The sequence below is a fragment of the Paracoccus homiensis genome, assembly GCF_900111675.1.
GTDB classification, from domain to species: domain Bacteria; phylum Pseudomonadota; class Alphaproteobacteria; order Rhodobacterales; family Rhodobacteraceae; genus Paracoccus; species Paracoccus homiensis.
Genome location: NZ_FOHO01000026.1, coordinates 1 through 19,659, shown reverse-complemented (window position 1 = coordinate 19,659; position 19,659 = coordinate 1). Strand labels below are relative to the sequence as shown.

Annotated in this window: 16 protein-coding genes, 2 tRNA genes and 1 pseudogene; 5 read left to right on the top strand and 14 right to left on the bottom strand. The window is 64.9% G+C overall.

From position 1 onward, the window contains the following. Positions 1-405, top strand: a 405-nt coding sequence (locus BMX67_RS18700; protein ID WP_139206579.1) for an IS5 family transposase, incomplete at its 5' end; no start/stop codon positions are given. A 9-nt stretch (positions 406-414) separates the two neighbouring features. Here the strand turns inward: BMX67_RS18700 and BMX67_RS18695 are convergent. From BMX67_RS18695 to BMX67_RS18675, 5 genes are all read right to left on the bottom strand, one after another. After that, positions 415-2,031 carry a SulP family inorganic anion transporter gene (locus tag BMX67_RS18695; protein WP_090738159.1) on the bottom strand — a complete coding sequence of 539 codons (1,617 nt, stop codon included), beginning with the start codon at positions 2,029-2,031 and terminating at the stop codon, positions 415-417. 136 nt (positions 2,032-2,167) lie between these two features. Further along, positions 2,168-3,433 (bottom strand): glutamate-5-semialdehyde dehydrogenase, encoded by a 1,266-nt coding sequence (locus tag BMX67_RS18690; protein WP_425438994.1) that lies wholly within the window; start codon positions 3,431-3,433, stop codon positions 2,168-2,170. Positions 3,434-3,567: 134 nt separating this feature from the next. Further along, a tRNA-Asp gene (locus BMX67_RS18685) sits at positions 3,568-3,644 on the bottom strand. A gap of 26 nt (positions 3,645-3,670) precedes the next feature. Further along, positions 3,671-3,747: transfer RNA gene (locus tag BMX67_RS18680), tRNA-Asp, on the bottom strand. An 89-nt stretch (positions 3,748-3,836) separates the two neighbouring features. After that, complete coding sequence (locus BMX67_RS18675; protein ID WP_090738157.1) at positions 3,837-4,964, bottom strand: anhydro-N-acetylmuramic acid kinase; 1,128 nt, start codon at positions 4,962-4,964, stop codon at positions 3,837-3,839. A gap of 60 nt (positions 4,965-5,024) precedes the next feature. Between BMX67_RS18675 and tyrS the strand changes: the two genes are divergently transcribed. After that, positions 5,025-6,269: a tyrosine--tRNA ligase gene (tyrS, locus tag BMX67_RS18670; RefSeq protein WP_090738155.1), complete on the top strand. Its 1,245-nt coding sequence runs from the start codon at positions 5,025-5,027 to the stop codon at positions 6,267-6,269. A 100-nt stretch (positions 6,270-6,369) separates the two neighbouring features. Beyond that, positions 6,370-6,522, top strand: a complete 153-nt coding sequence (locus tag BMX67_RS19710) for a hypothetical protein (RefSeq protein WP_175479987.1) — start codon at positions 6,370-6,372, stop codon at positions 6,520-6,522. Positions 6,523-6,591: 69 nt separating this feature from the next. On the opposite strand, the gene BMX67_RS18665 is transcribed toward BMX67_RS19710, so the two are convergent. The 6 genes from BMX67_RS18665 to BMX67_RS18640 all read right to left on the bottom strand — a co-directional run bounded on the left by BMX67_RS18665 (position 6,592) and on the right by BMX67_RS18640 (position 12,118). Further along, entirely contained in the window at positions 6,592-7,602 is a 1,011-nt protein-coding gene (locus tag BMX67_RS18665) for an SPOR domain-containing protein (RefSeq protein WP_090738153.1), read from the bottom strand. A 69-nt stretch (positions 7,603-7,671) separates the two neighbouring features. After that, positions 7,672-8,307, bottom strand: coding sequence for a uracil phosphoribosyltransferase (gene upp, locus BMX67_RS18660; protein ID WP_175479986.1), 636 nt, complete (start codon positions 8,305-8,307; stop codon positions 7,672-7,674). Then, positions 8,304-9,269: an adenosine deaminase gene (locus tag BMX67_RS18655; protein ID WP_090738161.1), complete on the bottom strand. Its 966-nt coding sequence runs from the start codon at positions 9,267-9,269 to the stop codon at positions 8,304-8,306. The genes upp and BMX67_RS18655 overlap by 4 nt, the downstream gene beginning before the upstream one ends. Continuing rightward, complete coding sequence (locus BMX67_RS18650) at positions 9,260-10,447, bottom strand: phosphopentomutase (protein WP_090738148.1); 1,188 nt, start codon at positions 10,445-10,447, stop codon at positions 9,260-9,262. The genes BMX67_RS18655 and BMX67_RS18650 overlap by 10 nt, the downstream gene beginning before the upstream one ends. Next, positions 10,440-11,726, bottom strand: a complete 1,287-nt coding sequence (locus BMX67_RS18645; RefSeq protein ID WP_090738146.1) for a thymidine phosphorylase — start codon at positions 11,724-11,726, stop codon at positions 10,440-10,442. The genes BMX67_RS18650 and BMX67_RS18645 overlap by 8 nt, the downstream gene beginning before the upstream one ends. Then, complete coding sequence (locus BMX67_RS18640) at positions 11,723-12,118, bottom strand: cytidine deaminase (protein ID WP_090738144.1); 396 nt, start codon at positions 12,116-12,118, stop codon at positions 11,723-11,725. Before BMX67_RS18640 ends, BMX67_RS18645 begins: the two co-directional genes overlap by 4 nt. A 126-nt stretch (positions 12,119-12,244) precedes the next feature. Here BMX67_RS18640 and BMX67_RS18635 point away from each other — a divergent pair, with 126 nt between their 5' ends. After that, the gene (locus BMX67_RS18635) at positions 12,245-14,524 is read left to right on the top strand and encodes an NADP-dependent malic enzyme (RefSeq protein WP_090738142.1); all 2,280 of its coding nucleotides are present in this window, start codon (positions 12,245-12,247) and stop codon (positions 14,522-14,524) included. A gap of 198 nt (positions 14,525-14,722) precedes the next feature. Further along, positions 14,723-16,615 (top strand): propionyl-CoA synthetase, encoded by a 1,893-nt coding sequence (locus tag BMX67_RS18630; protein WP_090738140.1) that lies wholly within the window; start codon positions 14,723-14,725, stop codon positions 16,613-16,615. 316 nt (positions 16,616-16,931) lie between these two features. On the opposite strand, the gene BMX67_RS18625 is transcribed toward BMX67_RS18630, so the two are convergent. From BMX67_RS18625 to tnpB, 3 genes and pseudogenes are all read right to left on the bottom strand, one after another. Then, a complete protein-coding gene (locus BMX67_RS18625) occupies positions 16,932-17,471 on the bottom strand; it encodes a plasmid pRiA4b ORF-3 family protein (protein WP_245739528.1) in 540 nt (179 codons plus the stop codon). After that, positions 17,422-19,090: pseudogene (gene tnpC, locus BMX67_RS18620) on the bottom strand (IS66 family transposase). The gene BMX67_RS18625 and the pseudogene tnpC overlap by 50 nt, the downstream one beginning before the upstream one ends. 132 nt (positions 19,091-19,222) lie before the next feature. Then, positions 19,223-19,501: an IS66 family insertion sequence element accessory protein TnpB gene (gene tnpB / locus BMX67_RS18615; protein WP_217645918.1), complete on the bottom strand. Its 279-nt coding sequence runs from the start codon at positions 19,499-19,501 to the stop codon at positions 19,223-19,225. Between the last annotated feature and the right edge of the window lie 158 nt (positions 19,502-19,659).

Below are 19,659 nucleotides of genomic sequence, written 5' to 3'. Positions count from 1 at the left end.
CGCACCAGGGGCGGCATGAACACCAAGCTTCATGCCATCTGCGACAGCCAGGGACGACCGCTCGATTTGTTCATCACCGCTGGACAGGTGAGCGACCATACCGGCGCGCGGGCGCTTCTCGGTAGCCTGCCAAACGTCAAATGGCTGCTCGGAGATCGCGGCCATGACGCCGGCTTGTTCAGGAAAGCTTTTAAAGACAAAGGCATACATGCCTGCATACCCGGTCGGAAGCAACGCAAGACGCCGATCAAGTACGACAAGCGTCGCTACAAGAGGAAAAATCGTATCGAGATCATGTTCGGCAGGCTCAAGGATTGGCGGCGTGTGGCGACCCGCCATGACCGATGCCCCGTGGTCTTCCTATCGGCCATCGCCCTCGCAGCGACCGTGATCTATTGGTTATGAATCCTGACCTTAGTGCCCCGCCCCCAACTGCCCGGTGCGGACGCTGTAATCCACCGCCACGCCGTAATCGGGATCATCGTCGCTGTCGGTAACCAGCTGGCCCGCCCGTTTCAACAGGCGGTGACAGTCGCGCGACAGGTGGCGCAGCTCGATCCGCTTGCCGGCGGCGTTGTATTTCGCGGCCAGCGCCTCGATCGCGGTCAGCGCCGACTGGTCGGCCACGCGGCTATTGGCGAAATCGACGACCACCCGTTCAGGGTCGTTCTGCACGTCGAACAGTTCGGCAAACCCTTCGGCGGACCCGAAGAACAGCGGCCCCTGAATGCGATAGACCTTGCTGTCCAGGGTCGTGTCGGTCTCGGCCCGGATGCGGGTCGCATTCTGCCAGGCATAAGCCAGGGCGCTGACGATGACGCCGACGACCACGGCCGTCGCCAGATCATAGGCCACCGTCACCCCGGTCACCAGCACGATGACGAACGCATCGATCAGCGGCACCTTGCGCAGGATGCGCAGGCTGTTCCAGGCGAATGTGCCGATCACGACCATGAACATCACCCCGACCAGCGCGGCCAGCGGGATCATTTCGATCAGCGGTGCGGCAAACAGGATAAAGCACAGCAGGAACAACGCCGCCGAAATGCCCGACAAGCGCATCCGGCCGCCCGATTTCACATTGATCATCGACTGGCCGATCATGGCGCAGCCACCCATGCCGCCAAAGAACCCGGTGACGGTGTTGGCCGCGCCCTGCGCCACGCATTCGCGCGACGCGCCGCCACGCTCGCCCACGATTTCGCCGACAAGGTTCAGGGTCAACAACGATTCAATCAGGCCGATCGCCGCCAGGATCACCGCATAGGGCAGGATGATCTGGAGCGTTTCCCAGGTCAAAGGCACCGACGGAATGTGGAAGGCAGGCAGCCCCCCTTGGATCGAGGCCATGTCCCCGACCAGGGGCACATCGATGCCGAACAGGATCACAAGGATCGCGGTGATCCCGATCCCCGCCAGGGGCGCCGGGATCACGGTGGTCAGGCGCGGCAACAGCCAAATGATCGCCATGGTCAGCGCGACCAGGGCCAGCATCGTGTAAAGCGCCATTCCCGAAAGCCACTCGCCGCCGCCGACACCGTGGCCGGACACCTCGGTCGTGCCGGGGATCTTGAACTGGCCCAGCTGCGCCAGAAAGATCACGATCGCCAGCCCGTTCACAAAGCCCAGCATCACCGGATGCGGCACCAGGCGGATGAACTTGCCCCAGCGCATGATGCCGACCACGATCTGGATCAGCCCCATCAGGACCACGGTCGCGAACAGATATTCCACGCCATGCTGGGCCACCAGACTGACCATCACCACGGCAAGCGCGCCGGTCGCGCCCGAGATCATGCCGGGACGACCGCCGAACAACGCGGTGATCAGCCCGACGATGAAGGCGGCATAAAGCCCGACCAGCGGCGCCACACCGGCGACAAAGGCAAAGGCCACCGCCTCGGGGACCAGCGCAAGTGCGACGGTCAGACCGGACAGAAGCTCGGTCCTGATCTGGGCGGGATCATGGGAATTGCCTGGTCGGGGAATGCCCAGATTGTCCCCAAAACGGGCCAATAGCGCTTTTGCCATGCGCTTTCCTTCCTGTCCGATGCTGTAAGTGACGGCGCTAACTTGCACAGGCTGTGGCATTTCGCCACCCCTGCGCGGATCTTTTCGTCAAAGACGCGGCAGAGGGGCCGCAGCACGGGGCCGCGACCCGACAGGGTCAGGCGCGGATCGTCCCGTCACCGGTCACCAGATATTTGAAGCTGGTCAACTGCGTCGCGCCGACGGGGCCGCGGGCATGCATCTTGCCGGTGGCGATGCCGATTTCCGCGCCCATCCCGAACTCACCCCCATCGGCAAACTGGGTCGAAGCGTTGCGCATCAGGATCGCGCTGTCCAGCCCGGCGAAAAATCGGGCAGCGGCGGCATCATCTTCGGTCAGGATCGACTCGGTATGCTGGCTGCCGAACTGGCGAATATGGCCGATCGCACCCTCGACACCATCGACCAGCCGCGCCGCGATGACCATGTCCAGAAACTCGCGGCCGAAATCCTCGGCCGTGGCCGGGGTCGTGCCCGCCAGTTCCGCCAGTTCGCCATCGGCATGAACCTGAACGCCCGCCGCAACCAGATCGGCGATCAGGTCGGCGCGCAGCGCGGGGTCGGTGGCCTTGTCGATCAGCAGACATTCGGCGGCCCCGCAGATGCCCGTCCGCCGGGTTTTCGCGTTCAGCACCACGCGACGCGCCTTTTCGGGGTCGGCGGCGGCGTCGACATAGATGTGGCAGATCCCTTCCAGATGCGCAAAGACGGGCACGCGCGCCTGCTGTTGCACAAGCCCGACAAGCCCCTTGCCGCCGCGCGGAATGATCACGTCGATCAGGCCCTGCGCCTGCAGCATCGCCGACACGGCAGCACGATCGCGGGTCGGCACAAGCTGAATCGCCGCCTTTGGCAGACCGGCCTGCCGCAGCCCCTCGACCATGCAGGCGTGGATCGCCTGACTGGAATGAAGGCTTTCCGATCCGCCGCGCAGGATCACCGCGTTGCCGGATTTCAGCGCCAGCGCCCCGGCATCCGCCGTCACGTTGGGGCGGCTTTCATAGATCACGCCGATCACGCCGATCGGGGTGCGAACCTGTTGAATATGCAGACCATTCGGACGATCCCATTCCTGGATCACCTCGCCCACGGGGTCGGCCTGTTCGGCCACCGCGCGCAAGCCGTCCTCGATCCCGCGCAAACGGTCCGCATCCAGTCGCAGCCGGTCCAGCATGGCATCCGACAGGCCCTTCTCGCGTCCGAACTGCATATCCAGGGCATTGGCATCCAGAATTTCCGGGATACGGGTGCGAATCTGTTCCGCCGCGCCGATCAGCGCCGCGTGTTTCCGCTCGGCTGTTGCCGTGGCCAGCTCAACTGCCGCTGCACGGGCCGCCTGGCCCATGGTTGCGATCAGGCCCTCTGCCCCGTCCATATCCTTCATCGCCTTGTCATCCGTGTGAATGGTCAAAAACAGCCCGCGCATCGCGCAGACCGTGGGGATAGATAGACAATCGAGGCCGGAAACAGGAGTCCTATTTTCCCGCAAGCGTCTTGGATATCGGGGAAAAGGATAAATGGCGCGGTTGACGGGGCTCGAACCCGCGACCCCCGGCGTGACAGGCCGGTACTCTAACCAACTGAGCTACAACCGCGCATTTATCGTGGCGACAGGTGTGTGTGGCGCGGTTGACGGGGCTCGAACCCGCGACCCCCGGCGTGACAGGCCGGTACTCTAACCAACTGAGCTACAACCGCACACTCACCTCCCCGACCGTTCGCCCGCCGGGGTGAGGGGCGGTTTACGCACAGCCCGCAGAGTCGTCAAGTAGCCCAATGAAAAAACTTCAGCCGCTTTTTTCGATCGCTGACCGATGCCGCGCCGGGTGGCTGATCCGTCCCCCGCAGACCGGATCCGGCGCCGCCGTCGTCATCGGTCCCGAAGTCGGCAGGCCGCGCATCACCCGCACCGCCAGCCATGCGAAGGCCTGCGCCTCCAGCATGTCGCCATCAAGTCCCGCAGATTCGACAGGCCGCACCGCACAGGGCAGATCCGCGGCCAGTGCGGCCATGATGGTCGCGTTGTGACGCCCGCCACCACAGACCAGCACCGCCGCAGGCCGCGACGGCAACCATCGCATCGCCGCCCCGACCGAACCGGACAGCGCGGCAACCAGCGTCGCCGCCGCATCGGCATCGGACAGGGACGACACCGCCTGCGACAATTGCCCGAACTGGTCACGATCAAGGGATTTCGGCGGCGGGCGGTCAAAGTAGGGATGGCACAGAAACTCGGCCACGATCCCCGGTCGGACCGTCCCGGACGCAGCCATAAGCCCCCCCGCATCATGGCTTTGGCGCAGGCGCCTGCGCATCAGGTCGTTGATCGGCGCATTCGCCGGGCCGGTATCGAAGGCAAGGCAGGCACCGTCACCTTCGGGCTGCGCGACACGGGGGTCCACCCATGTGATATTGCCCACCCCGCCAAGGTTCAGAAAGGCAACGGGTTCGTCGGGCAACCGGCCCTGCCCCACCGCCCAACGGGCGCAGGCCCAGTGAAAAAACGGGGCAAGCGGGGCCCCCTCGCCGCCGCGACGGACATCCTCGGTGCGGAAATCCCAGATGACGGGCCGCCCGGTCTGCCGTGCAAGATCCGCGCCCGACCCGGCCTGATGCGTGCCGCGCCCCTGCGGGTCATGCGCCAGCGTCTGCCCATGATAGCCGATCACCTCGGCCTCGGGGAAATCGGCGGCAAGGGCGGCGTGGCTGGCCACCGACAGGGCCGCGGCCTCGGCCACGCCCGGCGCACCGGGCCACCGGCCCAGTGCCTGATGCAGCACCGCCGATTCATTGTCGGAATAGCCGCGAAAGCCGGACCGCCCGAATTCCGCGATACTGATCCCGTCGGTTTCGATCACCGCCGCATCGACCCCGTCCATCGAGGTTCCCGACATCATCCCCAAAGCCCGGATCATCGCGCCTTTTCCTTTAGCCATGCAGCCGGTATATCCCCCCCGATCAGAAGGAAACAGCCCATGACCTACAGCCCCAAGTCCGATTTCCTGCGCGTCATGTTCGAACGCGGCTATGTCGCCGACTGCACCGATTACGAGGCGCTGGATCAGGCGCTGCTGGCGGGGCCGGTCACGGCCTATATCGGCTATGATGCCACGGCGGCCTCGCTGCATGTCGGGCATCTGCTGAACATCATGATGCTGCGCTGGTTCCAGAAGACCGGCAACACGCCGATCACCCTGATGGGCGGCGGCACCACCAAGGTCGGCGATCCGTCCTTCCGTTCCGACGAACGACCGCTGCTGGACGAAGCCGCGATCCAGTCGAATATCGACGGCATGCAGCAGGTCTTTGCGCAATATCTGGACTATGGCGACGGCAAGGCCCGGATGCTGAACAATGCCGAATGGCTGGACGGGCTGAACTATCTTGAATTCCTGCGCGACATCGGGCGGCATTTCAGCGTGAACCGCATGCTGTCCTTTGAATCGGTCAAGTCGCGGCTGGATCGCGAACAATCGCTGAGCTTTCTTGAGTTCAACTACATGATCCTGCAGGCCTATGATTTCCTTGAACTCAACCGCCGCTATGGTTGCAGCCTGCAGATGGGCGGGTCGGACCAATGGGGTAACATCGTCAACGGGATCGACCTGACCCGCCGCGTCGATGACAAGGTGATCTGGGGCCTGACCTCGCCCTTGCTGACCACCAGCGACGGTCGCAAGATGGGCAAATCGGCGGGCGGGGCCGTGTGGCTGAACGGCGCGATGCTGTCGCCCTATGATTTCTGGCAATTCTGGCGCAACACCACCGATGCCGATGTCGGTCGCTTCCTGAAACTGTACACCGAACTGCCGGTCGATGAATGCGACCGTCTGGGCAGCCTGTCGGGGTCCGAGATCAACGAAGCCAAAGTGCGGCTGGCCAATGAGGTCACGACCCTGCTGCACGGTGCCGATGCCGCCGCCAGCGCCGAGGCGACCGCGCGCGAGGTCTTTGAACAGGGCGGTGCGGGCGGCGACCTGCAGATCGCGCTGCTGCCTGCGGATTCACTGAATGATGGTCTCAGCGTGGTGCAGATGCTGGTTCAGACCGGCATCACCGCCAGCGGCAAAGAGGCCAAGCGCCTGATCGCCGAGGGCGGCCTGCGCCTGAACAACGAATCCGTCACCGATCCGCAGTTGATGGTCGATGCCGGAATGATCGGTGAGGGGATGAAGGTCTCGGTCGGCAAGAAAAAGCACCGCATGGTGCAGGTCGGCTGAATTTTTCGTGACGCTGCGTCGATCCCTCTGGATTGGCGCAGTGCGCATCCCTATCTGGCCCGCGTGGCAAAATCGCCGCAACGACCATGAGAAGACGAAAATGACACAGAACGGCAAACCGCTGAGCATCGCCGAGATCAAGCGCAATGCGATCGCGGATGCAGCGCTGGAACAGATGTATGCCTATTTCAGTCGCGACGACCACGCCCCGCGCGTGATCGTGACGGAATACCCGCTGCCCCTGGCTGCGTAACCGCACCGGGACCATGCAACATCAAGGGGGCGGTTCAGCCCCCTTTTTTGATATGCGCCGCAGTCCGGCCTACCGCGCCACCGCATGCGGATAGCCCGAGCCGCGCAGCCGCGACAGCGCCGCGATCAGATCCTGGCGATTGGTGAACGGCCCGGCCATGATCAGGCGAAAACTGCGATCATCCCGCCGTTCGTAGCTTTGCCCGGTCCGGTAGCCCATTTCGGACAGGCGCCGGATGGTCGCCAAAGCCGCGTCATCCTGCATATAGGCGCCGACCTGAACGTAACGGGCGCTGGCGGGGATCATCTCGATCAGCCGCTCGGGCGCCGCTGGCCGGGGCTGGCGGCGGTCGGCAACCGTGCTTGTCGTGGCGGCCTTGGGCCGGTCGGGCGTGACACTGGCCGTGGCCGGCACCGATTTCGACACGGTTTCGGCGGGCTTGTCTGTCGCCTTTTCCGCGACGGGCGCGGGTTCTTCGGGGACGACATGCGCCGTGTCAGATATCCGCCGCGTCGGCACATCCGCCTGCATCCCATAGCACATGCCCTGCGTCACATCCCCGCCGATCAACGGTCTGGGGTCGGGATCGGGACGATAGCCAAGGGCCGCACACAGATCGTCGCTGCGCCCTGCCCCACTTGCGGCGGCGCGCAACTGATCCTGCCGCGCGGCGATCCTGGCCATGTTCCGGGCGATCGCGGGGGGCTGGCTGGGCGCTGGCGCGTCGCGGCGCGTTTCGCGCGGGGCGGGATCGGCGGTGAATTCGCCCTGCCGCAGCCCCAAGGCCAGCTTTTCGGCCAGCACATCCTCTGGCCTTGGCGGGGGATCGGGATGCATCGGGGCCAGTACCGAAACCGTATCGGGATCGCTGCGCCGGGTCGCCAGACTGGGCGGAAAACCGCAAAGCTGACCGCCGGTCCCGTCGGGCCGCGGCACCCAGTCAGCGCCTTCACGCAGAAAGACGCAGCCCGCGCCGTCGATATACTGCGTCGATCCAAAGTCGGCAGGCGGTGGCGGCACGGGTTCCCCCCGCGCAGCCCCCGCCATCACCAGAATTGCAATTATCCAAGCTGTCCGCATCGGCCTTCCGCGATTCGATCTTCGCACAAGGCTTAGGACAATCCCCTGAAGGGGCGGTTAACGCGGTCCCTATTTGGTGCCGAACATACGATCGCCCGCATCGCCCAGACCCGGCACGATATAGCCGTGATCGTCCAGACGCTCATCCAGCGAAGCGGTGAAGATCGGCACATCGGGATGCGCTTCTTTCATCCGCTGCACACCTTCCGGGGCCGCCAGCAGGCACAGAAAGCGCATGTTCTTCGCGCCGCGTTCCTTCAGCATATCGACGGCGGCGACGGCGCTGTTGCCGGTGGCCAACATCGGATCGACGACAATGGTCATGCGCTGATCCAGCAGGCTGGGCACCTTGAAGTAATACTCCACCGGCTTCAGCGTCTGCGGGTCGCGATACAGTCCGACAAATCCCACGCGGGCCGAGGGGATCATTTCCAGGATCCCGTCCAGCAGACCGTTCCCTGCCCGCAAAAGCGAAATCAGCGCAAGCTTCTTGCCCTCCAGCGTGGGCGCCTGCATTTCCTGAATCGGCGTCTGGATGGTGGTGGTGGTCAGTTCCAGTTCGCGCGTGACCTCATAGGCCAGCAGCAGGCTGATCTCGCGCAGAAGGCGGCGGAACCCGGCGGTCGACACATCCTTTTTGCGCATGATGGACAGTTTGTGCTGAACCAACGGGTGATCGATGACGGTCAGATGCGGTTGGGTCACTGGAATTCCTTTCTCAGCCGGTCGCGGGTGGCCTCGTCGCAGAACGCTGCGTCGGCGGCCCATCTGTTGATCTGTGCGAATTCCTCGTCGCCCCAGCCGAACACATCGGCGAGGCGGTTATATTCATGTCGCATGGTGGTATGAAAGAAGGGCGGATCGTCAGTGGACACAGAAACGCGCACCCCGGCATCGGCCAGTCGCGCGATGGGGTGGCGGTCCCAGGCCGGATACACCCCCAGCGCGATATTCGAGCCGGGGCAAACCTCCAGCAGGATCTGCTGTTCGGCAAGGTCGCGCACCAGTTGCCCATCCTCGATGGCGCGGACACCGTGGCCGATCCGGGTGCAGCCAAGGTCCAGCGCCTGCCGGACGCTTTCGGGACCACCCCATTCGCCCGCATGGCAGGTCAGGCCAAGTCCGGCCTCTTTCGCGCAGTCAAAGCTCCAGTCATAATCGGTGGCCTTGCCGACCCCCTCGGCGCCGCCCATGCCAAATCCGGTGATCCAGCCCCCGGCGGTTTCGGCGGCGCAGATGGCGGTCTTGCGGGCGCGCTCGGCGCCGAAGTGACGGATGCAGGTCACGATGCCACGGCTGTCGATGCCCTGCGCACGCATCCGGTCGGCGACCTCGACCATGGCGGCCAGATAGTCGCGCCACGCCCCCAGATCGGCCCCGCCGCAAAATTCGGGCGAGACGAACAGCTCGGCATAGATCACGCCTTCCTCGGCACAGCGTTCCAGCACCTCGGCCAGAAGGCGGGCGTAATCCTGCGGCGTGGTCAGGATGCTGGTCGCGGCTTCGTAGACGCGCAGGAAATCTTCGAACCCGTCATAGGCATAGCTGCCACGCTCGTCGAATATTCCGGACAGGTCGACACGCTTTTCCTGCGCCAGTCCACGGATGAAGCTGGGCGGCGCGGCGCCTTCCAGATGCAGGTGCAATTCAAGTTTCTTCACAGAAATGACGTCCCATGTTGCGGGGCGGGCAGCCCCAGATGCGCCATGATCGAGGCGCCGATATCGCTGAACCCGACGTGACCCACGGGCCGTGCGCCCAGCCCGTGTCCCAGAACCGGCACGCGTTCGCGGGTGTGGTCGGTGCCGATCCATGTCGGGTCATTGCCGTGATCGGCGGTGAAGATCGCCAGATCGCCGGGGCGCAGCGACGCCATCAGCCGACCCGCGATACCGTCGAACCATTCCAGCTGATCCGCATAGCCCTGCGGGTCGCGGCGATGGCCGAAATTGGTATCGAACTCGACGAAATTGGCAAAGGTCAGGCTGCCGGGCGCGGCCTCGTGCCCCAGACGCAGCAGATGTTCGGCCAGATCGGCATCGGACTTGCCCTTGTGAAGCTGACCGATCCCGCGATGGCTGAAGATATCGCCGATCTTGCCGACGGCATGGGTCTGACGCCCGGCGGCGGCGGCGATATCCAGAATGGTGTCGGCGGGCGGGGCGATGGCGAAATCCCGGCGATTGGGCGTCCGCGCGAACCTGCCCGGCCGGTCGCCCAGAAACGGCCGCGCGATGACCCGGCCCACGCGCATGCGATGCAGCATCGGTGCCAGCGATTCGCACAGGGTCAACAGACGTTCCAGCCCGAAATGGTCTTCATGCGCGGCGATCTGCAACACGCTGTCGACCGATGTGTAACAAATCGGCTGACCGCTGCGGATATGCTGCAGCCCGAAATCCTCGATCACCTGCGTCCCCGAGGCGTGGCAATTCGCCAAAACCCCGTCGACCCCGGCCAATTCGCAGATCCGCGCCGTCACCTCGGGCGGGAAGGCAGGCTGCTGGTCTGGAAAGTAATGCCATTCCCACGGCACCGGCACGCCCGCCATTTCCCAATGTCCCGAGGGCGTGTCCTTGCCGGGCGAAATCTCGGTCGCGGCACCCCACAGGCCCTGCGGTGCGGCATCCAGCCCCGGCGCCGAAAGGCCCGAGGCAAGGCGGATCGCCGCGCCCAGTCCCAGACGGTCCAGATTGGGCAGGCGCAGCGGGACGGCCTGGGCGATATGGCCGATGGTGTTGGCGCCCGTATCGGGACGGCCATCGTTGAAAAAGCGGTCGGCATCCGGGGCACCACCGATGCCCGCGCTGTCCAGAACGATCAGAAAGGCGCGATTGTCACGCATGAAGGATCCTTTGGCGCACCAGGGGCCCCGCCGCCCCGGATGTACCCGTCGTGTAAGCGGCCTGAACCGCGGCAATTGCAATCTGGGCTGCCGTGTCATCGGCGGCATGCACCATGGCCAGGGGCCGGTCGGGGCCGACCTCTTCGCCCAGCTTGGCAAGGCCCGTCAAGCCGACGCGCGGATCGATCGCCTCGCCCGCGCGCACGCGCCCGCCTCCCAGCGCCAGAACCGCATGTCCCAGCGCCGTGACATCAATGCCGCTGACCACACCCGGCGCGGAAAGAACGGGCAGGATGACCGGTGCGGGGGCCAGATAGTGATCGGGCCGCTGGATCAGATCGGTGGGACCACCCTGCGCCGCGACCATGCGGCCAAACACCTCGGCGGCGGCGCCACTGTCCAGCGCGGCCCCAAGTGCGTCATCGGGACGTCCGACAAGCCGCAGACACTCGGCCGCCAGATCCACCACCAGATCGCGCAAAGCGCCACGCTCGCCCAGCAGGACGCGGATCGCCTCGGCCACTTCGACCGCGTTCCCGGCGGATCGCGCAAGCGGCTGGTCCATGTCGGTAATCAGCGCCGAACAGGGGCAGCCCGCGCCATTCGCGGTCGTGACCAGCGCGCGCGCCAGGCGTTCGGCCGCATCGACCGATTTCAGGATCGCGCCGGACCCCGCCTTCACGTCCAGAACCAGCCCCTGCAACCCGGCGGCCAGTTTTTTCGACAGGATCGACGCGGTGATCAGATCGATCGATTCCACTGTGCCGGATTCGTCGCGGATTGCATACAGCCTGCGATCCGCAGGCGCGAAATCGCCCGAGGCCGATACGATGGCACAGCCGACCTGACGGGTGATGCGGCGGAACGCCTGCTCATCCTGATCGCAATCATAGCCGGGAATGGCCTCAAGCTTGTCCAGCGTGCCGCCCGTGTGACCCAGCCCACGACCCGAGATCATCGGCACGAACACACCCTGCGTCGCCAATAAAGGCGCAAGGATCAGGCTGACCGTGTCGCCGATACCGCCGGTCGAATGCTTGTCGACGACCGGGCCGGACAGGTCCCAGTCCAGCACATGCCCCGAATCGCGCATCGCACGGGTCAGGGCGACGCGCCCGGCTTCGCCCACACCACGGGTCAGGACGGCCATGGCGAATGCCCCGGCCTGCGCATCGCTGACCGAACCGTCGGCAAGACCCTGCGCGATCAGCGCCGCGCCGGGGCCGTCCAGCCCCCGGCCATCGCGCACGGCGGCAATGACGGGACGCGGGTCCGTCATTCCGCGCGGCTCATGTGACCGGCATCGAAACGTCCCGGCAGCAATTCCCCGATGGTGGTGGCCATGGTCGCGCCCCCGGTCGTGGCAAGAAGGACCGGCGTGTCGGGCTTGCCGAACTCGGCCAGTTTCTGGCGGCAGCCGCCGCAGCAGGGCACCGGGCTGGGGCTGTCCGCGATGACCGCGACCTCGATCAATTCGGTTTCGCCCGCGGCGACCATTGCACTGATCGCGCCGGCCTCGGCGCAGGTGCCTTCCGGATAGGCGACATTCTCGACATTGCATCCCACATAGATCCTGCCCGAGGCGCCGCGAACGGCCGCCCCGACCTTGAATCGCGAATAGGGAACATAAGCCATTTCGCGGACCTCGCGGGCCGCATCCAACAGGGACATAGCGTTGCCTTTCCTAACTTTGACCGATTTTGCGCGCGGTTCACCGCTAACGCAAGGCGAAGCCTCCTGTTCCCCGTCGCGGAAATGGTTTAACGGTGAACTAAATCGATGACCGGAGAGGCAGATATGGACGAACGCAGGCAGGACAATGCCCGGCAATCCGCGCTGGACTATCACGAATTCCCCCGGCCCGGTAAGCTTGAGATCAGGGCGACCAAGCCGATGGCGAACGGGCGTGACCTGTCACGGGCCTATTCCCCCGGCGTGGCCGAAGCCTGTCTAGAAATCAAGGCCGACCCGACCACGGCCAGCCGTTATACCGCGCGGGGCAACCTTGTCGCGGTCGTGTCCAACGGGACGGCGGTTCTGGGCCTTGGCAATATCGGCGCTGCCGCCAGCAAGCCGGTGATGGAAGGCAAGGCCGTCCTGTTCAAGAAATTCGCCAATATCGACTGTTTCGATATCGAACTGAACGAACCCGACCCCGAACGACTGGCCGATATCGTCTGCGCGCTGGAACCGACCTTCGGGGCGATCAATCTGGAAGACATCAAGGCGCCCGACTGCTTCATCGTCGAAAAACTGTGCCGCGAGCGGATGAACATCCCCGTCTTTCACGACGACCAGCACGGCACCGCCATCGTCGTCGGCGCGGCGGCCACCAACGCGCTGCGCGTCGCGGGCAAGCGCTTCGAGGATATCAAGATCGTCTCGACCGGCGGCGGCGCGGCGGGCATCGCCTGTCTGGACATGCTGCTGAAGCTGGGCGTCAAACGTGAAAATGTCTGGCTATGCGACATCCACGGTCTGGTCCATGAGGGCCGCACCGAAGACATGACCCCGCAAAAGGCCGCCTATGCACAGAAAAGCGACCTGCGCACGCTTGGCGAGGTGATCGACGGCGCCGATCTGTTCCTGGGCCTGTCCGGCCCCGGCGTCCTGAAGCCCGACATGGTCGAAAAAATGGCCGAGCGCCCGATCATCTTTGCCCTTGCCAACCCGACCCCGGAAATCCTGCCCGAGGATGCGCGTTCGGTCGCCCCCAGGGCGATCATCGCCACGGGTCGCAGCGACTATCCCAATCAGGTCAACAACGTCCTGTGTTTTCCCTTCATCTTCCGCGGCGCGCTGGATGTCGGCGCGACGGTAATCAACGATGAAATGAAGATCGCCTGCGTCGAGGGCATCGCCGCGCTGGCCCGCGCCACGACCGCGGCCGAGGCCGCCGCCGCCTATCGCGGCGAAACGCTGACCTTCGGGGCCGATTACCTGATCCCGAAACCCTTCGACCCGCGCCTTGTCGGCGTCGTTTCGTCCGCGGTGGCCAGGGCCGCGATGGAAACCGGCGTCGCCACCCGCCCGATCGAGGATCTGGACGCCTACAAGCGCAAGCTTGACGGCTCGGTCTTCCGCTCGGCGCTGATCATGCGCCCGGTCTTCGAGGCCGCGGCCACCACGGAACGCCGCATCGCCTTTGCCGAGGGCGAGGACGAACGTGTGCTGCGTGCCGCCAACGCGATGCTGGAGGAAACCACCGACAAGCCGATCCTGATCGGCCGCCCCGAGGTGATCGCCATGCGCGCCGAACGCGCGGGCCTGCCGATCCGGCCCGAACGCGATTTCGAGATCGTGAACCCCGAAAACGACCCGCGTTACCGCGATTATTGGGAAACCTATCACAACCTGATGGCCCGGCGCGGCGTCAGCCCCGATATCGCCCGCGCGATCATGCGGACGAACACGACGGCCATTGCCTCGGTCATGGTGCATCGCGGCGAAGCCGACAGCCTGATCTGCGGCACCTTCGGGCAGTACAGCTGGCACCTGGAATATGTCCGTCAGATCCTGGCCCGTGACGGGCTGCATCCGGTCGGCGCCCTTTCGATGATCATTCTGGAAGACGGGCCGCTGTTCATTGCCGATACGCAATGCCATCAGGACCCGACGCCCGAACAGATCATGGAAACCGTGACCGGCGCCGCGCGCCATGTGTGCCGCTTTGGCCTGACGCCGCGCATCGCGCTGTGCAGCCATTCGCAATTCGGCAACCTGGACAGCCATAGTGGACGCAAGATGCGCGACGCGATGCAGCTGCTGGACGCCCGCGCGCCCGATTTCATGTATGACGGCGAAATGCATGTCGATGCCGCGCTGGACCCCGAACTGCGCGAACGGATCTTCCCCGGCTCGCGCCTGGAAGGCAAAGCCAATGTGCTGGTTTTTGCGGGCACCGACGCGGCTTCGGGAGTGCGCAACGCGCTGAAGATGTGCGCCGACGGGCTGGAGGTCGGGCCGATCCTGATGGGCATGGGCAACCGCGCCCATATCGTCACCCCGTCGATCACCACCCGTGGTCTTCTGAACATGAGCGTGCTGGCAGGCACGCCGGTGGCCCATTACGGCTGACGAATCACGCGCGGGGCGGTTTTCTTTGCAAAATCGCCCCGACCGCGCCGCGGCATTTTGCGGGAAAGTTGCGTTTGCAAACACCACATGCGAGGATTGGCTAATTTCCGCACGATCCCCGCGACGTTCCCGCTAACATCATTGCCGCACGGGCCTGACCTCGCGTAACACTGGCATAGACAGTGGAGGAGGCATGCCATGGCATACCGTGATGTCTATGAAGGCTGGAAGGCCGACCCCGAAGGTTTCTGGATGCAGGCCGCCGGTCAGATCGACTGGGATCAGGCCCCCAGCCGCGCCTATTTCGATCAGGGTCCGGCAGGCGAATGGTTCGCGGACGCGCGGGTGAATACCTGCTGGAACGCGGTCGACCGCCATGTCGAGGCCGGGCGCGGCGATCAGCTTGCGATCATCCATGACAGCCCGATCACCCATTCCGATCGCGGCATCACCTATCGCGAACTGCGCGATCGCGTCGCCAGCCTGGCGGGCGCCCTGCGCGCCAAGGGCGTCGACAAGGGCGACCGCGTCATCATCTACATGCCCATGGTCCCCGAAGCGGTCGAGGCGATGCTGGCCTGCGCCCGCATCGGCGCCGTGCATTCGGTCGTCTTCGGCGGGTTCGCCGCGCATGAACTTGCCGTGCGCATCGACGATGCGACGCCCAAGGCGATCATCGCCGCCTCGTGCGGGCTAGAGCCGGGCCGCGTCGTCCATTACAAACCGCTGCTGGACAAGGCCATCGAACAGGCCGCCCACAAACCCGATTTCTGCGTGATCTTTCAGCGCGAACAAGAGGTCGCGCAACTGACACCGGGTCGCGACGTGGCCTGGCATGAATTCCAGTTCGGCGTCGAACCGGCCGATTGCGTCCCCGTCGAAGGCAATCACCCGTCCTACATCCTTTACACCTCGGGGACGACGGGTCAGCCCAAGGGCGTCATCCGCCACACTGCGGGCCAACTGGTCGCGCTGAACTGGACGATGAAGAACATTTACGGCATCGACGCGGGCGACGTCTTCTGGGCGGCCTCGGATGTGGGCTGGGTCGTGGGCCACAGCTATATCTGCTATGGTCCGCTGATCGCCGGGGCGACCACCATCGTATTCGAGGGCAAACCCGTCGGCACCCCGGACGCCGGCACTTTCTGGCGGGTGATCCAGAACCACAAGGTGAAATCCTTCTTCACTGCCCCCACCGCGATCCGCGCCGTCAAACGCGAAGATCCGAACGGCGAGTTGATCAAGGATTACAACCTTTCCAGCCTGCAAGCCGTGTTCCTTGCGGGCGAACGGGCAGATCCCGACACGATCCAGTGGCTGGAAGATCAGCTGCGCCTGCCGGTCATCGACCACTGGTGGCAGACGGAAACCGGCTGGGCGATTGCCTCGAACCCCTTCGGCATCGAAAACATGCCGATCAAGAAAGGCAGCCCCTCGGTCGCGATGCCCGGCTATGACGTGCAGATTCTGGACGAAGCGGGTCACCCCGTCGCGCCCGGCACGCTTGGCGCCATCGCGATCAAGCTTCCCCTGCCCCCCGGCACCCTGCCGACGCTGTGGAACGCCGAAGACCGGTTCCGCAAATCCTATCTTGGCCATTATCCCGGCTATTACGAAACCGGCGATGCCGGCTATGTCGATGAGGACGGCTATCTCTACATCATGGCGCGGACAGATGACGTGATCAACGTCGCGGGCCACCGCCTTTCAACAGGCGCCATGGAAGAGGTGCTGGCCTCGCACCCCGCCGTCGCCGAATGCGCGGTGATCGGGGTCGCGGACAAGCTGAAGGGCCAGATGCCGGTCGGTTTTCTATGCCTGAAGAAGGGCGTCACCACCCCCGAGGATCAGATCAGGTCCGAGGTGGTCGCCATGGTGCGCGATCAGATCGGCCCGGTCGCGGCCTTCAAGACCGCCTGCATCGTGGACCGCCTGCCCAAGACCCGCTCGGGCAAGATCCTGCGCGCCACGATGGTCAAGATCGCCGACGGCGAAACGTTCAAGACACCGGCCACCATCGACGACCCGGAAATCCTGACCGAGATCACCACCGCCCTCGGCGGAATCGGCCTGCCCGCCAAGGGATGATATCGATGCCCCGGACCGAACGGTCCGGGGCGTTGCATGCATCGGGAAATGGCACCCACGCTATGCCGCGGCTTTTGCGACAGGATGTCAGGCGCGGCACACCCGATGCGCACGGGGACGCGCCAGGTCCGGCGCGCCTATCGCCAATGCGGTAAGACATATCTAGGAATTGGCCCCTTCTGTTGTCACGCCCGCTGCGCCGACAGCCGCCGCGAAAAACATCGCTGCCTTTGCCCGACCCGTGGTGTGATCTTCAATCCGTATCGGCACGAAAAAGAGGTAACCATCCGTCGTAGGCCGCGGGCGTTGGCTTCGCTTACATGTCGGGCTTGGGTTTGCGTGGCCGCGGCGCCCACTTCGTTGCGAGCCGTTCAAAGCGGTCGGTGATGCTGTCGATCCCGGCATCCTCGGCGCTGAAGCCCCCGCCCGACCAGCGGACCATGTCCTCGTGCTGCTCATAATCGGGATCGGCGAGGGCTTCGAGGAACTCTTCGTAGCCCCAAGCGCCGCCGACGTCCTCGGGCGGGCAGGCCCCTGCTGCCTTCTGCAGCCGTGGATAGGTCATGCCAGGGGAGGCCTCGTTGACCCGCTCGTACCGGATACTGTGGTCCCAGTCATCGCCGAAGTCGTAGATATACTGGATCGTCTTGGTGCCGGTCCGGTCGATCAGCTTCTCCAAGGTCATCTTCTTCGCGTCCATGGGGCCATCATAGAACCCATCCGGATCTGGCATGCCCCAACCTGCATCGCCCACCCGGAGCTCGTAGAGATGGGTGTCGGTCCAGCCCATGGCTGTCTGCATAACTTCATGCAGCCGGTCGAGCCTGATCTTCAGCGGCACCTCGATGTGGCGCATCGGCTGCGGGTCGACGTCGTTCAGGATGATCCGCAGGCAGGAGATCCGGCACCCGGGAGGCGGTCGTGACCGGCAACCGGGCCAAGACATAGGCGAGCCAGGCCTGAGGATCGACATCGTTCATCTTCGCGGTGACGATCAGGGAATACCTGAAGGCGGCGCGGCCCCCACCGCGCTTGGAGCCGGCGAAGAGCCAGGACTTGCGGCCAAGCGCGACACCGCGCAGCGCCCGCTCCGCGGCGTTGTTCGTCAGGCAGATCCTGCCGTCGTCGAGGAACCGGGTGAAGGCGGGCCAGCGCTCGGCCTTGAACATGTAGTCGATCGCCTTGGCGACCGGGTTGTGCTTCGAAAGCCGATCGCGCTCGGCATGCAGCCAGCCATGAAACTTCTCAACCAGAGGTTGCGACAGCTGGTGCCTGGCCGCCTGACGGTCCACGACGGTAAGCGCATTGATCCCGCGCTCAATGTCGAAGATCGCGTCGATCCGGTCGACGGCCGCCAGCGCAACGGGGCAGATGTCATGGGCCGGCTTGCCCTTCCTGCCATTCCCGTTGATGTCGGCAAGTTCGAAGAACTTGCGTCGGGCATGACTCCAGCACAGCGCGCTGCTGACTGGCGCCGGCTCGCGTCCGGCGCGGTAGAGGTCGTTGTAGCCGCCATAGGCATCGGCTTGCAGGATGCCCTGCCATCCGGCGAGGTGCCGGTTCGGATTGGCCATTCCACGGTCACGGGAGGAGTGGAACAGCGCGGCAGGTGGGCTACCGCCGCCGAAGGGGCGGTCGTCCCGAACATAGGTCCAGAGCCGGGCGGTTTGGGTTCCGCCCTTCGCCAACAGCGGCACCGTCGTGTCGTCGCCGTGCAGCCGTTCGGCCTCAAGAACATGGGCCCTGATCAGCGCATGGATCGGCGCGAACGCAGCAGAACACGCTCCGACCTGATCGGCCAGCGTCGAGAGGCTGATCTCGACGCCTTCCTTCGCATAGCGCTCGGCCTGACGGTTCAAAGGCTGATGCTGCCCGAACTTCTCGAACAGGACCATCGCCAGCAGGTTCGGACCGGCCCAGCCACGGGTCGTGGGGTGGAACGGTGCCGGTGGCTGGCTGATCTTCTCGCAATGGCAGCAGGTGAACTTCTCCCGGACCGTCTGGATCACCTTCCATTACCGGGGAATGACTTCGAGCGTCTCGCTGACATCCTCACCCATCTTCACGATGCGATCCGAGCCGCAGCAGGAACGGGCCTTGGGCGCCGCGATCACCACGCGCTCGCGCGGCAGATGCTCCAGGAAGGGCTTGCGCGCCGGGCGGCGGTGTTTGAGCCCGGCGACAGTCGTGGTCTTCACCCCCTTCTCGGCGGCGATCTCGTCTTCGGTGGCCGCTGCCTCGAGTTCCTCGAGCTGCTTTTCCATCTGGTCGATCAGACGGGCGCGACGTTCCGGGCTGTCGCCGTATTGCTCGCGCTGGAGCTTGGCGATCTCGAAGCGGAGATGCTTGATCATCGCTTCGGGGGTCGAGACCACCGCCCGGGTCTGCGCCAGCTCGCTCTCGGCGGCCTCGGCACGGGCCTCCGAGAGCGAGCGCGGCACGCAACCTGGCGATCTCGGAAACGGCATCTGACATGGCCAAGACTAACCATTCCGATATTGGAAAGCCCATGAAAATAAGGCAAATGACGCAGATTTACCCCGCCTCTGCAGGGCGTTGGGTCCAGCGCGGATTGCGCCAGTCGATCCCCTCCAGAAGATACCCGAGCTAGGCCGCAGAGATATGCACGGCCTCGCCGCTCCCGCTCGTCGGCCAGATGCACTTCCCCGCCTCGAACCGCCTGGTATAGAGCGACATGCCGACCCCGTCGTGCCACAGCAGCTTGACCAGATCCCCCTTTCGCGCGCGAAGGCAGAAGATCTCACCCGCATGCGGGTCGCGCCCAAACCCCTGCTGCACTGTCAGCGCCAGAGTGTTCATGCCGCGCCGCATGTCGGTGACCCCGCCCGCGATCCACACGCGCACCCCCGCCGGGAAGGCGATCATTGGCCCTCCAATACGGGAAGCAGCCGCGCCAGAACCCCCGGGTCCACCGACGAGGGGACGAGAAGCCGCCGCCCGTTCCTCAGCACGATCTCGAGCTGAACGTCCGGGGTGTCGCGCGGTGTCTCATGGGCAGTCGCGAGCACTGCCGCAGGCGCCAT

Coding starts and splice junctions, on each gene's coding strand:
- BMX67_RS18695 (WP_090738159.1), bottom strand. CDS start 2,031: ATGGCAAAAGCGCTATTGGCCCGTTTTGGGGACAATCTGGGCATTCCC.
- BMX67_RS18690 (WP_425438994.1), bottom strand. CDS start 3,433: ATGAAGGATATGGACGGGGCAGAGGGCCTGATCGCAACCATGGGCCAG.
- BMX67_RS18675 (WP_090738157.1), bottom strand. CDS start 4,964: ATGATCCGGGCTTTGGGGATGATGTCGGGAACCTCGATGGACGGGGTC.
- tyrS (WP_090738155.1), top strand. CDS start 5,025: ATGACCTACAGCCCCAAGTCCGATTTCCTGCGCGTCATGTTCGAACGC.
- BMX67_RS19710 (WP_175479987.1), top strand. CDS start 6,370: ATGACACAGAACGGCAAACCGCTGAGCATCGCCGAGATCAAGCGCAAT.
- BMX67_RS18665 (WP_090738153.1), bottom strand. CDS start 7,602: ATGCGGACAGCTTGGATAATTGCAATTCTGGTGATGGCGGGGGCTGCG.
- BMX67_RS18650 (WP_090738148.1), bottom strand. CDS start 10,447: ATGCGTGACAATCGCGCCTTTCTGATCGTTCTGGACAGCGCGGGCATC.
- BMX67_RS18645 (WP_090738146.1), bottom strand. CDS start 11,726: ATGACGGACCCGCGTCCCGTCATTGCCGCCGTGCGCGATGGCCGGGGG.
- BMX67_RS18640 (WP_090738144.1), bottom strand. CDS start 12,118: ATGTCCCTGTTGGATGCGGCCCGCGAGGTCCGCGAAATGGCTTATGTT.
- BMX67_RS18635 (WP_090738142.1), top strand. CDS start 12,245: ATGGACGAACGCAGGCAGGACAATGCCCGGCAATCCGCGCTGGACTAT.
- BMX67_RS18630 (WP_090738140.1), top strand. CDS start 14,723: ATGGCATACCGTGATGTCTATGAAGGCTGGAAGGCCGACCCCGAAGGT.
- BMX67_RS18625 (WP_245739528.1), bottom strand. CDS start 17,471: ATGCGCCACATCGAGGTGCCGCTGAAGATCAGGCTCGACCGGCTGCAT.
- tnpB (WP_217645918.1), bottom strand. CDS start 19,501: ATGATCGCCTTCCCGGCGGGGGTGCGCGTGTGGATCGCGGGCGGGGTC.